The sequence below is a fragment of the Croceicoccus sp. BE223 genome (genome assembly GCF_031457155.1).
In the GTDB taxonomy this organism is placed as follows: Bacteria; Pseudomonadota; Alphaproteobacteria; order Sphingomonadales; family Sphingomonadaceae; genus Croceicoccus.
This window is the reverse complement of sequence record NZ_JAVDWB010000002.1, coordinates 400,771-417,907: the sequence shown is the minus strand read 5'-3', so window position 1 is coordinate 417,907 and position 17,137 is coordinate 400,771. Positions and strand designations below refer to the sequence as shown.

At 67.5% G+C, this 17,137-nt stretch carries 20 protein-coding genes and 1 pseudogene; 10 read left to right on the top strand and 11 right to left on the bottom strand.

All coding sequences use genetic code 11. The annotated features are described in order from the left end of the window. The first annotated feature begins 117 nt into the window (after nucleotides 1–117). The gene (locus tag J2X37_RS06030; protein WP_310018896.1) at nucleotides 118–1,215 is read left to right on the top strand and encodes a glycosyltransferase; all 1,098 of its coding nucleotides are present in this window, start codon (nucleotides 118–120) and stop codon (nucleotides 1,213–1,215) included. A 9-nt stretch (nucleotides 1,216–1,224) separates the two neighbouring features. Here J2X37_RS06030 and J2X37_RS06025 read toward each other — a convergent pair whose 3' ends face one another. Both J2X37_RS06025 and J2X37_RS06020 read right to left on the bottom strand, forming a co-directional pair. Continuing rightward, entirely contained in the window at nucleotides 1,225–3,180 is a 1,956-nt protein-coding gene (locus tag J2X37_RS06025) for a hypothetical protein (RefSeq protein WP_310018894.1), read from the bottom strand. Then, on the bottom strand, nucleotides 3,177–3,629 hold the full coding sequence (locus tag J2X37_RS06020; RefSeq protein WP_310018892.1) for a hypothetical protein: 453 nt from the start codon (nucleotides 3,627–3,629) through the stop codon (nucleotides 3,177–3,179). The genes J2X37_RS06025 and J2X37_RS06020 overlap by 4 nt, the downstream gene beginning before the upstream one ends. Nucleotides 3,630–3,756: 127 nt before the next feature. On the opposite strand from J2X37_RS06020, the gene J2X37_RS06015 reads away from it, so the two are divergent. Next, nucleotides 3,757–5,019, top strand: a complete 1,263-nt coding sequence (locus tag J2X37_RS06015) for a glycosyltransferase family 4 protein (protein ID WP_310018890.1) — start codon at nucleotides 3,757–3,759, stop codon at nucleotides 5,017–5,019. A 15-nt stretch (nucleotides 5,020–5,034) separates the two neighbouring features. Here J2X37_RS06015 and J2X37_RS06010 read toward each other — a convergent pair whose 3' ends face one another. The 3 genes from J2X37_RS06010 to J2X37_RS06000 are packed head-to-tail and all read right to left on the bottom strand — an operon-like array spanning nucleotide 5,035 to nucleotide 6,908. After that, a complete protein-coding gene (locus J2X37_RS06010; protein ID WP_310019533.1) occupies nucleotides 5,035–5,592 on the bottom strand; it encodes an LptA/OstA family protein in 558 nt (185 codons plus the stop codon). A gap of 5 nt (nucleotides 5,593–5,597) precedes the next feature. Next, nucleotides 5,598–6,242 carry an LPS export ABC transporter periplasmic protein LptC gene (gene lptC / locus J2X37_RS06005; protein WP_310018888.1) on the bottom strand — a complete coding sequence of 215 codons (645 nt, stop codon included), beginning with the start codon at nucleotides 6,240–6,242 and terminating at the stop codon, nucleotides 5,598–5,600. 45 nt (nucleotides 6,243–6,287) lie between these two features. Next, a complete protein-coding gene (locus J2X37_RS06000) occupies nucleotides 6,288–6,908 on the bottom strand; it encodes a ribonuclease D (protein ID WP_310018886.1) in 621 nt (206 codons plus the stop codon). A gap of 80 nt (nucleotides 6,909–6,988) precedes the next feature. Here J2X37_RS06000 and J2X37_RS05995 point away from each other — a divergent pair, with 80 nt between their 5' ends. The 4 genes from J2X37_RS05995 to J2X37_RS05980 are packed head-to-tail and all read left to right on the top strand — an operon-like array spanning nucleotide 6,989 to nucleotide 9,047. Continuing rightward, nucleotides 6,989–7,675: a uracil-DNA glycosylase gene (locus tag J2X37_RS05995; protein ID WP_310018884.1), complete on the top strand. Its 687-nt coding sequence runs from the start codon at nucleotides 6,989–6,991 to the stop codon at nucleotides 7,673–7,675. Nucleotide 7,676: 1 nt separating this feature from the next. Next, on the top strand, nucleotides 7,677–8,207 hold the full coding sequence (locus J2X37_RS05990; protein ID WP_310018882.1) for a GNAT family N-acetyltransferase: 531 nt from the start codon (nucleotides 7,677–7,679) through the stop codon (nucleotides 8,205–8,207). A gap of 52 nt (nucleotides 8,208–8,259) precedes the next feature. Next, nucleotides 8,260–8,817 (top strand): GNAT family N-acetyltransferase, encoded by a 558-nt coding sequence (locus J2X37_RS05985; protein WP_310018880.1) that lies wholly within the window; start codon nucleotides 8,260–8,262, stop codon nucleotides 8,815–8,817. Then, complete coding sequence (locus tag J2X37_RS05980) at nucleotides 8,814–9,047, top strand: ribbon-helix-helix domain-containing protein (RefSeq protein WP_310018877.1); 234 nt, start codon at nucleotides 8,814–8,816, stop codon at nucleotides 9,045–9,047. The genes J2X37_RS05985 and J2X37_RS05980 overlap by 4 nt, the downstream gene beginning before the upstream one ends. 15 nt (nucleotides 9,048–9,062) lie before the next feature. Here the strand turns inward: J2X37_RS05980 and J2X37_RS05975 are convergent, their stop codons facing one another. The 4 genes from J2X37_RS05975 to murA all read right to left on the bottom strand — a co-directional run bounded on the left by J2X37_RS05975 (nucleotide 9,063) and on the right by murA (nucleotide 12,988). Beyond that, a complete protein-coding gene (locus J2X37_RS05975) occupies nucleotides 9,063–9,542 on the bottom strand; it encodes a DUF305 domain-containing protein (protein WP_310018875.1) in 480 nt (159 codons plus the stop codon). Nucleotides 9,543–9,620: 78 nt separating this feature from the next. Continuing rightward, nucleotides 9,621–9,863, bottom strand: a complete 243-nt coding sequence (locus tag J2X37_RS05970) for a hypothetical protein (RefSeq protein WP_310018872.1) — start codon at nucleotides 9,861–9,863, stop codon at nucleotides 9,621–9,623. A 96-nt stretch (nucleotides 9,864–9,959) separates the two neighbouring features. Next, complete coding sequence (locus J2X37_RS05965; RefSeq protein WP_310018870.1) at nucleotides 9,960–11,660, bottom strand: hypothetical protein; 1,701 nt, start codon at nucleotides 11,658–11,660, stop codon at nucleotides 9,960–9,962. A 44-nt stretch (nucleotides 11,661–11,704) separates the two neighbouring features. Further along, nucleotides 11,705–12,988: a UDP-N-acetylglucosamine 1-carboxyvinyltransferase gene (gene murA, locus J2X37_RS05960; protein WP_310018868.1), complete on the bottom strand. Its 1,284-nt coding sequence runs from the start codon at nucleotides 12,986–12,988 to the stop codon at nucleotides 11,705–11,707. A 129-nt stretch (nucleotides 12,989–13,117) separates the two neighbouring features. Between murA and J2X37_RS05955 the strand changes: the two genes are divergently transcribed. From J2X37_RS05955 to J2X37_RS05945, 4 genes and pseudogenes are all read left to right on the top strand, one after another. Beyond that, nucleotides 13,118–13,993 (top strand): UTP--glucose-1-phosphate uridylyltransferase, encoded by an 876-nt coding sequence (locus J2X37_RS05955; RefSeq protein WP_310018866.1) that lies wholly within the window; start codon nucleotides 13,118–13,120, stop codon nucleotides 13,991–13,993. Nucleotides 13,994–14,408: 415 nt separating this feature from the next. After that, the gene (locus tag J2X37_RS05950; RefSeq protein WP_310018864.1) at nucleotides 14,409–14,795 is read left to right on the top strand and encodes an ATP-binding protein; all 387 of its coding nucleotides are present in this window, start codon (nucleotides 14,409–14,411) and stop codon (nucleotides 14,793–14,795) included. After that, nucleotides 14,734–14,868: pseudogene (locus tag J2X37_RS16525) on the top strand (hypothetical protein); the annotation flags it as partial. The gene J2X37_RS05950 and the pseudogene J2X37_RS16525, both read left to right, overlap by 62 nt. Before the next feature lie 37 nt (nucleotides 14,869–14,905). Beyond that, a complete protein-coding gene (locus J2X37_RS05945) occupies nucleotides 14,906–15,268 on the top strand; it encodes an Hpt domain-containing protein (protein WP_310018862.1) in 363 nt (120 codons plus the stop codon). A 147-nt stretch (nucleotides 15,269–15,415) separates the two neighbouring features. Here the strand turns inward: J2X37_RS05945 and J2X37_RS05940 are convergent, their stop codons facing one another. Both J2X37_RS05940 and J2X37_RS05935 read right to left on the bottom strand, forming a co-directional pair. Further along, the gene (locus J2X37_RS05940; protein ID WP_310018860.1) at nucleotides 15,416–16,159 is read right to left on the bottom strand and encodes a M23 family metallopeptidase; all 744 of its coding nucleotides are present in this window, start codon (nucleotides 16,157–16,159) and stop codon (nucleotides 15,416–15,418) included. A 183-nt stretch (nucleotides 16,160–16,342) separates the two neighbouring features. Beyond that, nucleotides 16,343–17,131 carry a ferritin-like domain-containing protein gene (locus J2X37_RS05935; protein WP_310019530.1) on the bottom strand — a complete coding sequence of 263 codons (789 nt, stop codon included), beginning with the start codon at nucleotides 17,129–17,131 and terminating at the stop codon, nucleotides 16,343–16,345. Nucleotides 17,132–17,137: the final 6 nt, after the last annotated feature.

Below are 17,137 nucleotides of genomic sequence, written 5' to 3'. Positions count from 1 at the left end.
CGTCGGGCTTTACCCCGGTTTACCCTTTTCGGACAAGGTCATGTCGGCAGCGGAGCGATCAAATCGCCGCTGCGCCGCCGGTTCGGGCACGATCGTGACAAGCGGAACGAGACGCCAATGCAGACGCCCGGCCGCGTGGCCATCCTTTGGGAAAACTTCGGACCCAGTCACTGGGACAGGCTGGAGGCGGCGGCGCGTGCCGGTTTTTCGGTAACGGCGATCCAGTTGGCCGAGCGCTCCGGCACCTACGATTGGGAACCCGGCGCGCCCGAAGGCGTCGAAGTCGTCAGCCTTGCCTCCGGCATGGGCGATCTGGGCCCGGTGGCCATGGCTCGGGCCATCGTGCGCGCAGTGCGCCGCAGCGGCGCGCAGGCGGCTTTTTTCTGCCACTACGAGATGCCCGGCGTCTTTCTGGCCGCGACGATGCTTTCCATGCGGGGCATGCCGGTCTTCACGATGATCGATTCCAAATTCGACGACTACGACCGTAACTGGAAGCGGGAGTCGGCCAAGGCGCAAATGCTGCGTCCCTACCGCGGCGCGCTCGCGGGAAGCCGGCGAACCGGCGAGTATCTGCGTTTCCTCGGCGTCCGGAAGATCGCGGCCGGATACGACACGTTGTCGATTGCGCGGTTGCGCAGGCAGGGATCTCCGGCATCGTCCGTGGCCTTCGCGGATCGGCCGTTCGTGGTCGTCGCGCGGCTGGTGCCCAAGAAGGACATCGCGCTGGCTCTCGACGCCATGGCCGTTTTCGTCGCCCGGCACGGACCGGGGCGACGGCTGCTCATCGCGGGGGATGGCCCCCTCCGCGCTTCGCTGGAGGAGCAGGCCCGCGCCCTAGGCCTTGCGGAACAGGTCGAATTTCGCGGTCTGCTCGAAACCGCGGCGGTCACCGATCTCATGCACGGCGGTCTCGCGCTGCTGATGCCCAGCACCGAAGAACAATTCGGGCTTGTCGCGATCGAGGCGCTGGCGTGCGGACTGCCGGTGATTGCATCGAGCAATTGCGGTGCGGTCGACGAAGTGATCGACAACCTGATCAATGGCGTGGTGATCGCGCCCCGATCGGTCGAACAGCTGGTGGCGGCCATGGAATACGTGGCGAGCGACGAAGACCGTCATGCCGCCATGGCCGCCGCCGCGCATGATTCCGCCATGCGCGGCGACGTGTGCCACTTCGTCAACGGGATGCGATCGCTTCTCGCCGATTCCTGACGGCGACGATCAGGTCCCCGGATCGGCGCTGGTGAAGAAGGCGGATTCCTCCCAGTAACCGCCCTCGTACGCGCTGTAGGTGAACTCGATGAAGTCCTTGCGCACCTTTAGCGTCCGGGTTTGCGAAAGGCGCATGCCCGGCGTGTCCTTGACGAAACGCAGCGCGCCCTGGTTCGACTGGAGGTAGATGCGCAGTTTCTGGCCGTTCGCATAGCCGAATCCGGCCCCGCCGTTCGGGAACCTGTTCAAGGTGATGTCGAACGGTCCGGCTCCCTCCTGGTCGAAGCCCATGTGGACCGCCGAGGGCGTCACGCTGCGCGAGGAATTGATGATGCCGCTCCACTGGGCGCCGCCGAACGTCGATTGTGCCGGGTGCGTGGTATTGTAGTCGCGAAGGTCGATCTTCGGCATCGAGGTCGGCGACCAGGTGTAGGGAGTGAGGTTTCCCTCCCCCTCGACGATCAACCGGACGCTCGGTTCGATATAGCCATACCAGGTCGGCGCGATCCATTCGATGCCGTTGGCGATGGCCAGCGATGTGCGCATCGCGCGCACGTGAACGCGCATGTTGCGCGGCGCCTTGCGGTATGTGCCCGCCGCCGCGCCGGGGATCTGCTCGGTGAGCGTGTCGGGACCTTCGAGGACGACCGGCGCGAAATTGCCGCGTCGATCCATCCACGCCTCGATCTCGATGTCGACATCGCGCAGTTCGCTGTAGAGGTTCGTCGAGAACAGGACGCGCGAATCCACCGTGCGAAGCCGGCCGCGAACCCAGCACCCGACATAGACGTCGCCGATGTTGCGGAATTCGCAGCCGTCGAGCTGTGTCAGCGGCGGCTCGCTCTGGTCGCTGCGAGTCGGGAAGAGGTAGTTCGCGCCGAAGCCGTTGGCGGGACCGCCGCCGAAATTCGCCGAAGCAGCATCGCGCCAGACGCAGGCGGTATAGCGTGCGAACTGCTTCCCGGTGTCTTCGTGCGCGATATGCCCGTTGCCGAACTCGCACTGCATGGCATCGAGTTTCATGTTGGTGCCGGGGTTCCACACGTTCGCGTTGGTCGTGTGGAAATGGCAGCGATGCGCGACCAGATCCCCGCCGCTGAGCGCGCCGACGTAGAACAGTTCGCCCTTGAAGCCGTGGATTTCGCAATCGACCACGCGGACGTCCCCGACGTGGCAATCCTGGACGCTGAAGCCCTTGTCCGACATGTCCCAGCCATCGCCGGTGTCGGGATCGGCGCCCGGCGTCGAATTGCCGGTCCGGACGCGGTTTCCCTGCAGCACGAGATTGTGCAACTCGATCACCTCGACTTTCAGCGGAACGCCTTCGGGCGGAAGCGTGCGATCGCCCATGACGAAGATGCCGCCGCCGCGCCAGGCGGTCAGCGCTCCTCCGGTGCTCTCCGGCACGACCTGCCAGTTCGTTTCCGGGTCGGCCCCGTCAAGACCGCGAAAGTCGAGAACCGTGCGGGTACCGGGAAGCCCGGTCAGGGCAACCGTCCTGCGGATCACGATCGGGTGACCTTCATCGGTCGAACTGTCGATGCGCGGCGCGCTGCGCGGGATTGCCCAGACCGCATAGTGGCGCGCCTCGAACTTGACTTCGGCGATGCCCGTGGCCGCCGCGTAGTCGATCGTGGCCTGGATCGCGGGCTGATCGTTGGCCGCGCCATCGCCGACGGCGCCGCCCTGCTCCACGGTTACGACCCCATTTTCGGGAAGCAGGCGGAATACGCGACCGTCGCGTGCGCGGAAGGCGAAGCGGGGGTGGGCTTCGAGAAGGGCCGCGGTCGCCAGCGCGTCGTGGCAGTAGCGACCCGCGCCCATTCCTGCCGTGGCGTGGCCGCTGGTCTGAACGATGGTGAGACCGGCCGGCAAGGCGCGATCCGCGAACTGCGTGAACAGCGCCGGTTGCGACGCGCCGGCGGCAACGGCCATTCCGCGCGCGACGATGTCGACCCCGCTCATTGTGCCACCCGGTAGCTGACGGTACCGGATGTCGGCGACAGGTCGAGATACAGCGATGCGCCGCTTTCGTTCTCGACCCAGGCGATTTCGCAGGTGTTCCCGGTGTAGCTTGCCCACGGCAAACCCCCGGCCGTGAGCGGCACGCGCGTGGTGCCGCCATCGACCGAGCGCAGCAGGCGAACGGTTCCCTGCCATGTGCCCGCAAGAGTGATCACGACGGGACGATCCGCCAGCGGAACGAAGGGGCCCGCGCTCGTGGTGACAGCGGTTTGGCCGGTCAGTGCGGCGGGGACGGCAGGTTCCGGGGCGGGCGCGAGCGAGACGGCCGCTTGCGTCGGCAGGGGGGTGTCTGACCCCACCACGGAAAGGCCGCCGTCCGCGTTGCGGAACGCGAGGGCGTAAGCCGGCGCGTAACCGGCCGGCATCTGGATGGTCGGAGAATCAGGCATGGTTCGCTCCATTGCAGGAAGGAACCAAATCGGTTAACTACATCCGGGCGTGTAGGAAAATGTTTTCTTGATCGCGCCACAGGTGGCGTGATGGACAAGTCCGCGTGAATGCGCGAGGGCTTGCGCGGTGAGCATTGCGAGCGACAGATCCGGCCGGGCCATCGTCTTCCATCCGGGCACCCAGCACAGCTGGCAGACCGCGCTGGCGTTCCAGCAGGAGCGCCTGCTCGATACTTACGCCACCTCCATCTTCCATCGCCGCGACCGGCTGCCGTTCAGCCTCGAAAACCTCATCCCCGGTCTGCCGGGGCGGGCGATACGGCGGGAATTCGCCCGCTATCGCCATCCCGCGCTCGATCCGGCGCTCGTTCGCACTTTCGGTTGGCACGAGTGGATCGAGCGAATGGCCCGCCGGTCAGGACGAGACCGGCTTGCGGATCGCATCGATCTTGCCGGCAACCTCGCGTTCGGTCGGCAGGTCGCGAACCTGGCGCGGCACAGGCCCGGAGCCGCTCTCTGGGGCTACAATTCTAGTTCGCTGACCGCCTTTGCCGAAGCGGCCGACCATGTCCGCATCCTCGACCGGACGACTCCGTCGTTGCGCCGGATCGACCGCATTCTCGCCGAGATCGAGGAGCAGTTTCCCGAATGGCTGCTTCGCAAGGGCGAGAGGCATTCGGCAAGGCGGATCGCGATCGAAGACGAGGAACTGGCCTTGGCCGGTCATGTCGTCGCCGGCAGCGAGTTCACGCGTGAATCGCTGCTGGCACCGGGCGAGCCACCCCTGACCGCGCCCGTCAGCGTCGTGCCGTACTGTTACGACGAGACCTTGTTCGCGGTGCCGTCGTCGCGGGATGCCGGTGAGCGTGAGGGTCCGGTCCGCTTCCTGTTCGTCGGCGGCGTGACCCCGCGCAAGGGCGTGCATCTCATTCTCGAGGCCCTTGCCCATATCCCGGCATCGGGTGCCAGCCTGACGCTGGTGGGTCGGCTCGATCTTCCCGCCCGGCAATGGGGCCGCTTCGCCGATCGGGTCGTCCATGTTCCGCCTGTTCCCCGCAGCGAAGTCCCGGCGATCATGGCTACCCACGACGTGCTGGTCTTCCCGAGCTTTTTCGAAGGAGGCGGGATCGTCCTCTACGAAGCGCTGGCGAGCGGTATGGGCATCATCCAGACCCCGCGGGCAAGCCATGCCGTCACGCCCGAAACGGGGCTGCTCCTGCCCGAACTGACGGTCGAAGCGGTCCGCGACGCGATGATGGCGGTTGTCGACGACCGCCAGCGCATGGCGGCTTGGCGCGATGCGGCGCCCGCCCGCGCGGCCGAATTTACCTTCGCAGCCTATCGCCGCGCCGTGGTCGAAGTCTTGCGATCCGCCGGGCGCAAGTCCTGACGCCGTCGCCCTCGTTCAGTTGCCGGGGACGGAAAAGCTTCCGCTGACCCGCCCGCCCGAACCGGTCGAGGTCCCGCCGATGACAGAGGAGGAGCCCGAACCGCGCCCGTCCACGCTGGAAACGCCCGTGGTCAGGTCGATAACCAGCCGCCCGCCGTTCAGCGTGTCGCTGCCCCGGCGCAGCTTGACGTCGCCGACGAGCGTGATGATGCGCCGGTTGAAATCGTAGACGCCGACATTTCCGCTCGCCGTCTCGTTGCCTCGGGCGACGCGCACGCCGCCGGTCGCGGTGATGCGCTGGATCTTGAGCGATCCGGCATCGGTATAGTTGACGATGGTGCGCCCGGCGTTGAGGCGGAGATCGCCCTGCCGGATGTCGACCGCGCCCGACAGGACGACGCGATTTTCCCGGTCCTGCAATTCGATGCGGTCCGCCGCGTAGTCGACCGGCTGGTTCGAATTGAACCCGGCGATCGACTGGGCCGACAACTGCTGCGCCCCGATCAGCGCGGCGGCGGTCACGGCGAAGCCTGCGAGACCGAGGCGAAGCGAACGGGAAAGGGAGAAGGTCATGACGGTCATGGCATCCTGAGCGATCCGGGCTGCATGTGCAGCCGGGCATTGCCGATAAGGGAAATGGTGCGAGCCTGCAAATCCGCCTCCAGCCGGTTGGCGCTGAAGGTTCCGGCGGGAATGCGCCCCTCCACCCGACCGTCGCCGACAAGCCGCCGGTTCTTGAGGTCGAGCGAGACGTTGCGCGCGATCATGCGATAGCCGTCGGCGGCGACGAAATTCACCGCGCCGGGCACGGTCACCATGTCGGCGCCGAAATCGTAGATGCCGCGCTGCGCGAGCAATTCGGCGGGTCCGTCGTCGAGAAGGATGCGCGCGGTCACGTCGTTCATCGCGATCTGCTTGATGTCGCGGGTCTGCTGCACCCCGTTGCCGGCCATCACCGCAAAGGGCCGCCCTCCGGAATCGAGGCCGCGGTACATCGCCTTGTCCACCGACAGGCGGTTGGGGGTCACCTGCACCTTGTCGCGGTCGAGCAGGAAGCTGATCTCGCCGCGCGGTGACAGGGGGGTGAGCACCATCATCGCGAAAAGCGCACCGATCAGCACCGGCAGGATCATCACGGTGGTCCGCACCAGCCGGTCGTGCGCGCCGCCGGGCCGGGCGATCAGGCGGCGCTTGTCGCGGATGATGTCGGCCTGTGCGGTCATGTCGGGTCCATATCGGGTGCGGGCGCGCGCGTTGCCAGCCCCTGATCAGCCCTCGTGGCTGAATATGTCCTTATCTTCCCAGCCCGACAGGTCGAGCAGGGCGCGGGTGGGAAGGAAATCGAAGCAGGCCTGCGCCATATCGGTGCGTCCTTCGCGAGCCAGGCGCTCGCGGAAGATCGCGACCATGTCGTGCAGGAAGCGGACGTCGCTCGCCGCATATTCCTTCTGCGCCTCGATCAGGGTGGGCGCGCCCCAGTCGCTCGACTGCTGCTGCTTCGAAATGTCCTTGCCGAGGAGTTCGACGACGAGGTTCTTCAGCCCGTGGCGGTCGGTATAGGTGCGGGTCAGCTTGCTCGCGATCTTGGTGCAGAACACCGGCGCGGCCATGACGCCGAGGTAGTGCCAGATCGCGGCAAGGTCGAACCGGGCGTAGTGGAAATACTTCTCCCGCGCAGGATCGGCCAGCACCGCCTTCAGGTTCGGCGCGTCGTAGGCGCTGCCCGCGGCGAAGCGGACGAGATGCTCGTCTCCCCTGCCGTCGGATATCTGGACGACGCACAGCCGGTCGCGCCGGGTGACGAGGCCCATCGTCTCGGTATCGACCGCGACCGGGCCGGGGGCGAGAACGTCTGCGGGGAGATCTTCTTCGTGGAGGTAGACTGCCATGATCAGCCCTTAGGCGGAACCGGCACGAAGGAAAAGAGGCGGCTGGCACGAGCCGGTTTGCGCGATTAAGAAGCGCCGCCATGACCGATACCGTCCCCGCCGACTGGGCCGCCGCGCTCGAACCCGCACTGTCCGGCGCGGAACTGCGCGAGCTGGACCGCTGGCTGGCGGGAGAAGAGGCGGCGGGGCGCACGGTCTATCCGCCAGCGCATGAGCGGTTGCGCGCGCTCCAACTGACCCCGCTTGCCGCGGTGAAGGTCGTGATCCTGGGGCAGGATCCCTATCACGGGCCGGGCCAGGCGCACGGGCTCGCCTTCTCGGTGCCGATGGGAGAGAGGTTGCCGCCCTCGCTGCGCAACATCTACAGGGAACTGGCCGAGGATTGCGGCATCGCCCCGCCGCTGACCGGCGATCTCTCTGGCTGGGCGCGGCAGGGCGTCCTGCTGCTCAACAACGCCCTGACGGTGGAGGCGGGCCGCGCCGGCTCGCACCAGAACCGCGGGTGGGAGGCGCTGACCGACGCCTGTGTCGCGGCGGTCGCGGGGCGCGAGGAGCCTTGCGTCTTCATCCTGTGGGGCAGCCATGCGCAGGCCAAGGTGCAGCGGGTGGCAGGGCTTGGCCCCGGGACACGGCACGGATTGATCGCCAGCCCGCACCCGAGCCCGCTTTCGGCCTATCGCGGGTTTTTCGGATCGCGCCCCTTCAGCCGTGCCAACGCCTTTCTCGTCGCGCACGGGCGCGGCCCGATCGACTGGAGCGCGGCCTGACATGGGCAGCGCCGCACCGTCCGCCCGCGTCCGCCTCGATCTCGCCGGCGAGGCGGATTGCGACGAACTCGTCGCAGCAAACCTGGAATCGCGCGACTGGCATGCGCCCTATGTCGCACTGTTTACCGAGCCGGAGGGTTTCGCATCGTGGCTGGCGCGGGCGAGCGAGCCGGTCAACCGATCGTTCGTGGCGCGAACCGTACGCGGCCGGGCGCTGGTCGGCGTGTTCAACCTGACGCAGATCGTGATGGGCAATTTCTGCAGCGCGTACCTTGGCTATCACGGCTATCCCGACACGTCGGGCCGGGGGCTGATGGGCGATGCGCTGCAACTCCTCCTGGTAGAGGCGTTCGAGGGGATCGGGCTTCATCGGCTGGAGGCGAACATCCAGCCCGGCAACGATCGTTCGATTGCCCTGGTTCGCAGGGCCGGCTTTCGGCGGGAGGGCTACAGCCCGCGCTACCTGATGATCGACGGCGCGTGGCGCGATCACGAACGCTGGGCGATCACGGCGGAGGATCGCGACACATAGATCGCGCGATCAGTGCTTTACCGAAGCGCATCGCAGGGCCATGGTCGCGCCCATGGAACTCGTCAGGCCGACCCTGTTCATGCTCGACGAATATCGCGCCGCGCTCGAAGCGGGCTTTACCCCCAGCAACGTCGATCCCGAAGGTTCGCGCCGCGACCACCTGGCCAAGCTGGCCGACGATCCTGCCGGGCTGCTGGACGAATTGCACGATCCGCAGGGGAAGGGTCCGGCCTTCGTCCGGCCCGACGGCACGATCCAGCCGCGATTGCCCGGTTACACCCGCTGGATGTGGCATGACCACGGTTTTGCGGGCGCAATCAACCTGCGCTGGCAACCGGGCACCGCGAAACTGCCGCCGGGCGTTCCCGGGCATGTCGGCTATGTCGTGGATCCGCGCCATCGCGGACGCGGCTTTGCGACCCAGGCCTTGCGCGCCATCGCGGCGGAGGCGCGGGCCATGGGCCTGCCGCACATCGACCTGACCGCGCAGGATGACAACCTGCCATCGGTGCGCACGATCGAGAAAGCCGGCGGCCAGCGCGTCGGACCGTTCGACGCCGACGCTCACCACCCCTGCGCGCAATCGACGCTGTGGCGGATCGTGCTGTGAGCGCGCCCTACCACCCGCCGGTGAAACGTTCGGTCGATATCGCCGGGCACAAGACCTCGATCAGTCTCGAGCCGGTCTTCTGGGACATGCTGAAGGACGTGGCCGCCGAAGAAGGCCTGTCGGTCAACGCGCTGGTCGCGAGGATCGACGCCGAGCGGATCGTCAGCCCGACCCCGCCCGGCCTTGCCAGCGCGATCCGCGTCTGGCTCGTCACCGCTCGCCTTCCCTGAACGTTCGACCGTCTATCAGTGCACCGGCGCGAGTTGGCCGGCCTTGTCGCCGTTCGCCTCGATATCGGCGATGAGCGCTTCCATCTCGCCGATTTCCCTTACTTGCGCATCGATGATGTTGTTGGCCAGATCGCGCACTCGCGGATCGGAAAGGTGCGCGCGGCGGCTGGTCATGATCGCGATCGAGTGGTGCGGGATCATCGCCTTCATGTAGCTGATGTCGCCGACCGTCTCCTGGCTGCGCACCAGCCACAGCGAGAGCGCGAAAACGGCGACGCTGACGCCGACGATGGCGAATTTTACCGGCGGGCGATCGTACATCGTCCACATGAAGAGCAGCATGATGATCGCCATGACCGCGCCCATCAGCAGCGCCATCCAGGCCCGTGTCTGGCTGAACCAGACGTGCGAAGCCTCGTAGGTGTTGAGATACATGAGGCCGTACATCACGAACGTCGAAACCGCGATCATCGCGAAGAAGCGCTTGTAGGTCATGTCAGGTCCAGAATGTCGTGCGTCCCAACGGAAAAGGGGCGGGACATGCCCGCCCCTCTCGCTGGGGATCGACTGGGATCAGTAGTTGGTGGCCGGATCGCTGGCCGGGAAGCTTTCGTCCAGCGCCTCGTCGGTCTTCGACCAGGCCTTCGGCTTGTCGCGCATCGCCCCGGCGTCGCGGACGGGGGTGGTGGACATCGCGGGGCTGGGTGCCGGTTGGCCATCGGCAAAGGCGGCGTGAGCGGTGTGGCCCTGCTTCTGGAAATAGCGATACCCGGCGTAACCGAGCGCGCCAAGGGCGGCAATCTTGATGAGGCTCATCGGGAAATCTCCTTGTCTTTCCCGTACCAACGCCCGGACGGCCTCATGGTTTCGCCGAATGCGCTAGGTCGTTGCGGAAACCGCGCGGAGAGGCGCTTAAAGCCCGACCGCCTTCAGGACCGCGTCAGCCGCGCCCTCGAGACCGTGGCGAACACCGCCCCGCCGGCCGGCCATCGGCGCTTCTTCCACCAGCAGCATCCCCTCGCCGCCCAGCACGCGGTCCTTGAGCAGCGATTCGCGGCCCAGGAAATAAGGCCAGAACGTCTCGGTCCGGGTGACGGCATAGGCCAGGTCGGCGCTGAACCCTGCCAACTGGTCCTGCCCGAAGACGCGGCCTGGCCCCGCCGGCTCGACCCGGATGCCGCGCCCGCCCTTGACGATGAGGCGGGACGGGCCGTGAAAGACGAAATAGCGCAATTGCAGGGTCAGCCAGGCGTTGAGCGAGCCGAGCCGCCAGTGGCTGGTGATCCGCAGCGGGTTGCCTTCGCGCTGGACCACGGCGGCAAGCGCGCGCGGATGCAGCACCGCCGCACCGCCCTGGGGCAGGGTGACCTCGGTAACCTCTGCAAACGGATCGACGACGGCGGAGATGGTCGTGTCGGTCCCCGCACCGCGCACGCGGGTGAGGAAATAGAGACCGCTGGCAAGGCTGGAGAGCGGGTGTCCGAAATCGAGCAGCCAGCGCGTGTCCTTGCTGCCGCTAGCCATGGTGCTTTGCAGGTAATCCTGCCGCACCAGCAGTTCCTCGCCTGCGTTTAGCCGGACGTTGACCGACGTGCGCGAGCGTTCGGCCGGCGGCATCGGCGCCGCGACCCCGCCCGGCACCGCGATGCGGATGGCGGGACGCCGTTCGGCGATGGGAGCGAGCACGAACCAGAACAGCAGGCGCAACAGGTAGGGCATGGCGACGATCAGCAGCAGCGCGACAAAGGCCTGCCACAGGATGTCGGCCATGCTCCATTCGCGCCACTTGCGCTGCACGAAGCCCCGCGGCGAATTTGCCGCGCCGGCACGGTCGGCGGCGATCGCCTCGCGGATCATGGCATCGCCCGCCTCCAGCCTGTCGCGCGGCCATTGACCGGCCCGCGCCGCCTGTGCGCCGCCGCGTCGCGCCTGGTCCCAGATGTCCCTGATCGCCGTGGCGCGCGTTTCCAGGTCGTCGACGACAAGGCACTTGTGGTCGCGGTCCAGCCGCAGCCGGTCGCCTTCGCCGGTGAGGTCGCCGAACCAGCGCCCGATCCTGCCGCGCGTCTCGTAGCGGTCGACGGCCTGTTCGGCGGCATTGCAGGCGGCACGGGCGACCTTCCAGCGGCGATCCGCTTCGACCCAGGCCTTTTGCGAGGCGGCGATCATCGCCGCGCTGTCGAGCTGTGCGCGGGTTGCCGCGATGGATCGCTCCAGCCCCGCCACCTTGCGCTCCGCCACCGCGATGCGCAGTTCGAGCGCCTGGTCGGCGAGCACCAGTTCAGTGTCCATCGTCGCGATGCTGGTCTTGCGGCGGATGTCGGGCCGGCGCTGGGCGACCAGCCGGTCGCGCTCGGCCTCGGCGCGCGCCAGCATCGCCTGCAGCGCCTCGACCGAGCGGCCCCGCGCGTCGGCCTCCGCCTCGCGCAGCGCGGACTCGCCGGCGCGGCGTTCCTGCTCGACTTGCGCCAGGACCTGTTCCAGCCGGTCGGCGCGGGCGTCCCGGTCCGCTCCGGTGCGCCAGGCATTGAAGACGAGGATGGCGCCGATCAGCAGGATCCACAGCACGACGTGCCGCGCGATCCAGCCGATGACGGCCTTGAACAGCGCCATCCCGGCGTGGCCCTAATGGAGGCGGCGCGTCGCCGACACGCCGCTCAGTCGCCGCCGACGCGCTGGATGTTCGCGCCGACGAGCGAGAGCTTCTCCTCCAGCCGCTCGTACCCGCGGTCGAGGTGGTAGAGCCGGTGCACGGTCGTCTCGCCCTCGGCGCGGAGCCCGGCGATCACCAGGCTCATCGAAGCGCGCAGGTCGGTTGCCATCACCTCGGCCCCGGTCAGGTGCTCGACCCCGTGGACGATGGCGGTGCGGCCCTGCGTCTCGATATGCGCGCCCATCCGGTTCAGTTCGGGCACGTGCATGTAGCGGTTCTCGAAGATCGTCTCGGTCAGCACGCTGGTGCCCTGCGCCACGCACAGCAGCGCCATCATCTGTGCCTGCATGTCGGTGGCAAAACCGGGGAAAGGCGCGGTCGAAAGGTTCACGGCGCGCAGCGGGCCGTCGCAGGCGACGCGGATGCCGCCCTTGACCTCCTCGACATGCACCCCCGCGTTGCGCAGCGCGTGGTTGGTCGCGCTCATATCCTTCATGTTCGCGCCCATCAGCGTCACGTCGCCGCCGGTGATCGCGGCAGCGCACGCATAGGAACCCGCCTCGATCCGGTCGGGCATGACACGGTAGGTCGCGCCGTGCAGCCGCTTCACGCCGTGCACGGTGATCAGCGATTCGCCGATGCCATCGATCTCGGCGCCCATCGCGACGAGAAGATTGCACAAGTCGACGATTTCCGGCTCGCGCGCCGCATTGTCGAGCCGGCTGGTGCCGTTCGCCAGCACCGCGGCCATCAGCGCGTTCTCGGTCGCGCCGACCGACACGACCGGAAACGAATAGTCGCCGCCCGGCAGGCCGCCGTCGGGCGCATGGGCGCGGACATAGCCGCTGGTCAGCTCGATCGTCGCGCCGAACGCCTCCAGCGCCTTCAAGTGAAGGTCGATGGGCCGGTTGCCGATGGCGCAGCCGCCGGGCAGCGAGACCGTCGCCTCTCCCGCACGGCCCAGCAGCGGGCCGAGCACCAGGATCGACGCGCGCATCTTGCGCACCAGTTCGTAAGGGGCGGTGGTGTTGGTGAGGCGCGGCGCCTGCAGCGTCATGACCCGGCCGAAATCGGCGGGCCGCGAACCGGCGATGGTGGTCGATACGCCGAACTGGTTCATCAAGTGCATGAACCCGTCGATGTCGGCAAGCCGGGGCAGATTGCGCAGCGTCAGCGGCTCTTCGGTCAGCAGCGCGCAGGGAACGAGGGTGAGAGCGGCATTCTTCGCGCCGGAGATCGGCAGCTTGCCCGACAGGCGCTTGCCGCCTTCGATGATGATCTTGTCCATCCCTTCGCCTTTAGCCCGTTTTGCGGCCCGGGCAATCCGCTTCCCGTTGGCATCGCCGGGTTGCCTGCCGCCGGGCGATCCGCCTAGGCTGTCATGCCCCGGTCGCAGCACAGGACGAAAAGCAGTTCCATGAACGCCCCCCGCAAGCCCATTCGCAAGGCTGTCTTTCCCGTCGCCGGTCTCGGCACCCGTTTCCTTCCCGCGACCAAGGCGATTCCCAAGGAACTGTTGCCGATCGTCGACCGGCCGTTGATCCAGTACGCGATCGACGAAGCGCGCGAGGCGGGGATCGAGCAGATGATCTTCATCACCGGGAGGGGCAAGACCGCGCTCGTCGACCAGTTCGATATCGCCTACGAGCTCGAAGCGACGATGCGCGAACGGGGCAAGGACATGAGCGCGCTTGACCAGACGCGCTTCACGCCCGGCAACCTCGTTACCGTGCGGCAGCAGGAGCCGCTGGGTCTTGGCCACGCGATCTGGTGTGCGCGCGCCGTGGTGGGGGACGAACCCTTCGCCATCCTTCTGCCCGACGAACTGATGTGGGGCAGTCCCGGCTGCCTGAAGCAGATGGTAGACGCCTACGAGGACGTCGGCGGCAACCTCGTCTCGGTGCTCGAGGTGCCGCACGAGGAGGTCTTCCAGTACGGCGTCATCACTCCGGGCGCGGTCCGGGGCAACCTGACCGAGGTCATGGGTCTCGTCGAAAAGCCGAAGGTGGAGGACGCGCCGTCGAACAAGATCGTGTCGGGTCGCTACATCCTCCAGCCCGAGGTGATGCGCACGCTCGAGACGCAGGGCAAGGGTGCGGGCGGCGAGATCCAGTTGACCGATGCCATGGCGCGCATGATCGGCACGCAGCCGTTCCACGCGGTGACCTTTGCCGGACGGCGCTTCGACTGCGGCTCGAAGCTCGGCTTCGTCGAGGCGACGCTCGCGCTCGCGCTGGAGCGCGAGGATATGGCCGCCGAGGTTCGCGCCATGGCCGAACGGCTTCTCGCCTGATCCCCCAGCGCCGCCTTGCCTCGCGGCGTACCGGGAAAATACCTGGCCACCTGTTTTTCATGACTTTCCCGATCTCCGCCTAGGCCGACCTGTCGGGCGATCCGACCGAAGCGCTGTTCGATGCGCTTTCCGGAGAGCTTGCCGGGCGCGAATTCGCGGGGCTGTTCGGCAAGGAGGCGGCGATGGCCAACGCGGAGCGGTCGGCAACCGCTTTGGCGGGCGAGGAGGAGACCTGCGCCTTCCAGTTCCGCCGCGGCGAGGGCGGCGAGGAGCGCCCAGGGCTCGACGCGCATATCTCCACCGTGCGCAGCATGTTGGGCAGGAGGCCGTCATCGCCTCGATCCGCGACATCACGCAGGCCAGGCAGCAGGAACAGGCGCTGACCGAATCGCGCCGCAAGGCCGAACAAGCGGCAATGGCCAAGGCCGCCTTCCTCGCCAACATGAGCCACGAGATCCGCGCCCCGATGAACGGCGTGCTCGGCTTTGCGGACCCGTTGCTCGGAAGCGATCTGGACGACAGGCAGCGCCGGCATGCCCAGCTTATCGCGGAAACGGGCAACGCGGTGAAGTTCACCGAGGACGGCAGCGTCACGCTCGAAGCGAGGATGGAGACCGGGCCGGACGCCCGCGAATGGCTGGCGATTTCGGTGATCGACACGGGCATCGGCATACCGGAGGCCCGCCTCGGCGCGATCTTCGAACCGTTCCAGCAGGCCGACAACTCGGTCGCGCGGCGCTATGATGATGCCCGGGATCGACGGGCTGGAAGCGACGCGACGGTTGCGCCCCGCCGGATTTGAGGCGGACATGCTGCCAATTGTGGCGCTGACCGCGAAAGGCTTTGCTGACGATATCGTCGCCTGCCGCAGCGCCGGGACGCAGGGCCATCTCGCCAAACCGCTGCGCATGGATGCGCTGGCCAGCGCGATCGAGCGGCACCCTGTCGACGGCAAGACCGGCGCCCGCCGCTACCCTTGCGCCCACCGCGCCCCTGTCGTCGCAGAACGACGACGACCTCGCCAGCCGCTATCGCGCCCGCAAGGAAAAGCTGCTGTTCGAAGCGGCGCAGGTGGCCGAGGGCAGGGGCACGACCGAATGGGACGCGCTGGCCATGCAGCTGCACAAGCTGGCCGGAACGGCGGGTTACTTCGGGGAAACGCGGCTGGGCGAATGGGCGCGAACGTTTGAGGACCGGCTGCGCCCTGTCGAGGACGGGCAGGACCGGTTGGGACTGGTGCGCGATCAGTACCCGTCGCTGCGCGTCGTCGCCTGAACGGGTCGGCCGATGGGTCAGCGGCCAATCACATCCGGCCCCCCGAGATGCGATCCGGCCGGGTATGACAAGGCCCGGCCTTCCGGGTGGAAGGGCCGGGCCATGAAGCGCCTGCTCGGGCGCGTCATGCCATGATGACCGGGTGGCTTACTCCGGGCCGCCGGCGCCAAGGTTGGCGAATTCGGCGAAGGACTGCTGGAAACGCTCGCTGGGTCCGGCGGGGCGGGCATCGTCCAGCGTGCCCTTCAGATACGGCTGCGGGTCGACCGCGTTGCCGGCGATGCGCACTTCGTAGTGGAGGTGCGGGCCGGTCGAACGACCGGTGCTGCCGACCCACCCGATCAGGTCGCCCTTCTTGACCGCCTGGCCTGACGAAACGTTCATCCGGCTCATGTGGCCGTAACGGGTCTCGACATCGCCGCCGTGGTCGATCTCGACGAAGTTGCCGTAGCCGCCATACCACTGCGCCATTTCGACGCGGCCGTCGGCGGTGGCGTAGATCGGCGTGCCGGTCGGCGCGGCCAGGTCGATGCCGTCATGGTTCTTGCGACCGCCGGTGACGGGATGGATGCGCGAACCGTAAAGGCTGGTGAAGCGTGCGTTTTCGAGCGGCATGCGCGACGGCATCGAGGCCACGCCCATCGCCCCCTTCATCGCGGGCTTTTCGATCTCGCTCTTCTTCCACGAGGCGAAGAGCTGCTGGAACTTGGTGTCGGCCTTGGTCGGGATTTCGGCGGTTTCGCGCTTCGGCGCCTTGATTTCGGCCGTCGCGGCGGCGCTTGCACTCGCCAGGGCGGGGGCAGGGGCCATCGCCATCGTGGCGACAGCCATCGTGCCCAGCACCAGCGCGCGGCCAGCCTTGAGACCTGAAATCGTGAACCCGTCCGTCATCTGCCAAGTACCTCGTTTCTCGGCGTGGCCCCGACCCCCCAAAAGGTCACAGGAAACGCCGGGTGATCCCCCTCGGCACGCCGGCCAAATGCGCTCTGCATCGTGGCCGCCGCGTAGTAAAATCTGAGATCGTCGGAACCCCCCGTCGCTCTCGTGAGTTAGGGGTATGGCCGGATTCGTTAATCAGACAATACCGGCGCGGTATTCGCGCGATAAACCGGCTGTCTCGCGCGCTGAGTCGTTGAACGGCGGCTTCAAACGACCGCGGAAGTGCAATCCGATCAGATTCCGCCATTTTTCCTGCGGGTTCTCGTCGTTCGCACGGCACAGTTCATCGAAGTGCTTGGTGCCGAAGCGGACATGCCGAATCTCGTCGTCAAGGATTCGTTCCAGGATTCGCGCCCCGTTCTCGTCGCCCAGTGCCGCCACCCGGTCGCGGGTTCCCGGCGTGACATCGAGCCCCCTTGCCTCCAGCACCATCGGCACGACGGCCAGCCGGGCCGCGACATCGTGGCGTGTTTCCCGCGCCGCCGACCACAGGCCGGCATGCGCCGGCAGCGCGCCGTAATGGCTCCCCAGCGTCGCCAGCTTCCGGTCGAGCAGCGCGAAATGCATCGCCTCGTCCGCGGCGACCGAAAGGAAGTCTTCGACGAAGTCGCGGCCCATCTCTGCCCCGAAGCGGCCCGCCATGTCGAGGGCGAGGTCGATCGCGACGAACTCGATATGGGCCAGCGCGTGCCACAACGCGATGCGTCCACGCTCCGACCCGCCCTTGCCCCGCTTGGGCATCATCGCGGGCGGAAGCAGTTCCGGCCGGTCGGGCCGGGCCGGTTCGTCGGGCATCGCGCAGTCGAAGGCGAAGGCGAGCCGCCCCTGCCGCCAGTCGCGCACCAGCTTGCGGGTCGCCATCACCTTGGCCCGCGCATCCCCGGTCAGCAGCGCGGCGCGGATCGCGACGGAAACGGATGGCAGGCCGTG

Bases quoted from the DNA above. Each gene is read 5' to 3' on its own strand.
- J2X37_RS06030 (WP_310018896.1), top strand. From the start codon at position 118: ATGCAGACGCCCGGCCGCGTGGCCATCCTTTGGGAAAACTTCGGACCC.
- J2X37_RS06025 (WP_310018894.1), bottom strand. From the start codon at position 3,180: ATGAGCGGGGTCGACATCGTCGCGCGCGGAATGGCCGTTGCCGCCGGC.
- J2X37_RS06020 (WP_310018892.1), bottom strand. From the start codon at position 3,629: ATGCCTGATTCTCCGACCATCCAGATGCCGGCCGGTTACGCGCCGGCT.
- J2X37_RS06010 (WP_310019533.1), bottom strand. From the start codon at position 5,592: ATGACCTTCTCCCTTTCCCGTTCGCTTCGCCTCGGTCTCGCAGGCTTC.
- lptC (WP_310018888.1), bottom strand. From the start codon at position 6,242: ATGACCGCACAGGCCGACATCATCCGCGACAAGCGCCGCCTGATCGCC.
- J2X37_RS06000 (WP_310018886.1), bottom strand. From the start codon at position 6,908: ATGGCAGTCTACCTCCACGAAGAAGATCTCCCCGCAGACGTTCTCGCC.
- J2X37_RS05995 (WP_310018884.1), top strand. From the start codon at position 6,989: ATGACCGATACCGTCCCCGCCGACTGGGCCGCCGCGCTCGAACCCGCA.
- J2X37_RS05990 (WP_310018882.1), top strand. From the start codon at position 7,677: ATGGGCAGCGCCGCACCGTCCGCCCGCGTCCGCCTCGATCTCGCCGGC.
- J2X37_RS05985 (WP_310018880.1), top strand. From the start codon at position 8,260: ATGGAACTCGTCAGGCCGACCCTGTTCATGCTCGACGAATATCGCGCC.
- J2X37_RS05975 (WP_310018875.1), bottom strand. From the start codon at position 9,542: ATGACCTACAAGCGCTTCTTCGCGATGATCGCGGTTTCGACGTTCGTG.
- J2X37_RS05970 (WP_310018872.1), bottom strand. From the start codon at position 9,863: ATGAGCCTCATCAAGATTGCCGCCCTTGGCGCGCTCGGTTACGCCGGG.
- J2X37_RS05965 (WP_310018870.1), bottom strand. From the start codon at position 11,660: ATGGCGCTGTTCAAGGCCGTCATCGGCTGGATCGCGCGGCACGTCGTG.
- murA (WP_310018868.1), bottom strand. From the start codon at position 12,988: ATGGACAAGATCATCATCGAAGGCGGCAAGCGCCTGTCGGGCAAGCTG.
- J2X37_RS05955 (WP_310018866.1), top strand. From the start codon at position 13,118: ATGAACGCCCCCCGCAAGCCCATTCGCAAGGCTGTCTTTCCCGTCGCC.
- J2X37_RS05950 (WP_310018864.1), top strand. From the start codon at position 14,409: ATGGCCAAGGCCGCCTTCCTCGCCAACATGAGCCACGAGATCCGCGCC.
- J2X37_RS05945 (WP_310018862.1), top strand. From the start codon at position 14,906: ATGCGCTGGCCAGCGCGATCGAGCGGCACCCTGTCGACGGCAAGACCG.
- J2X37_RS05940 (WP_310018860.1), bottom strand. From the start codon at position 16,159: ATGACGGACGGGTTCACGATTTCAGGTCTCAAGGCTGGCCGCGCGCTG.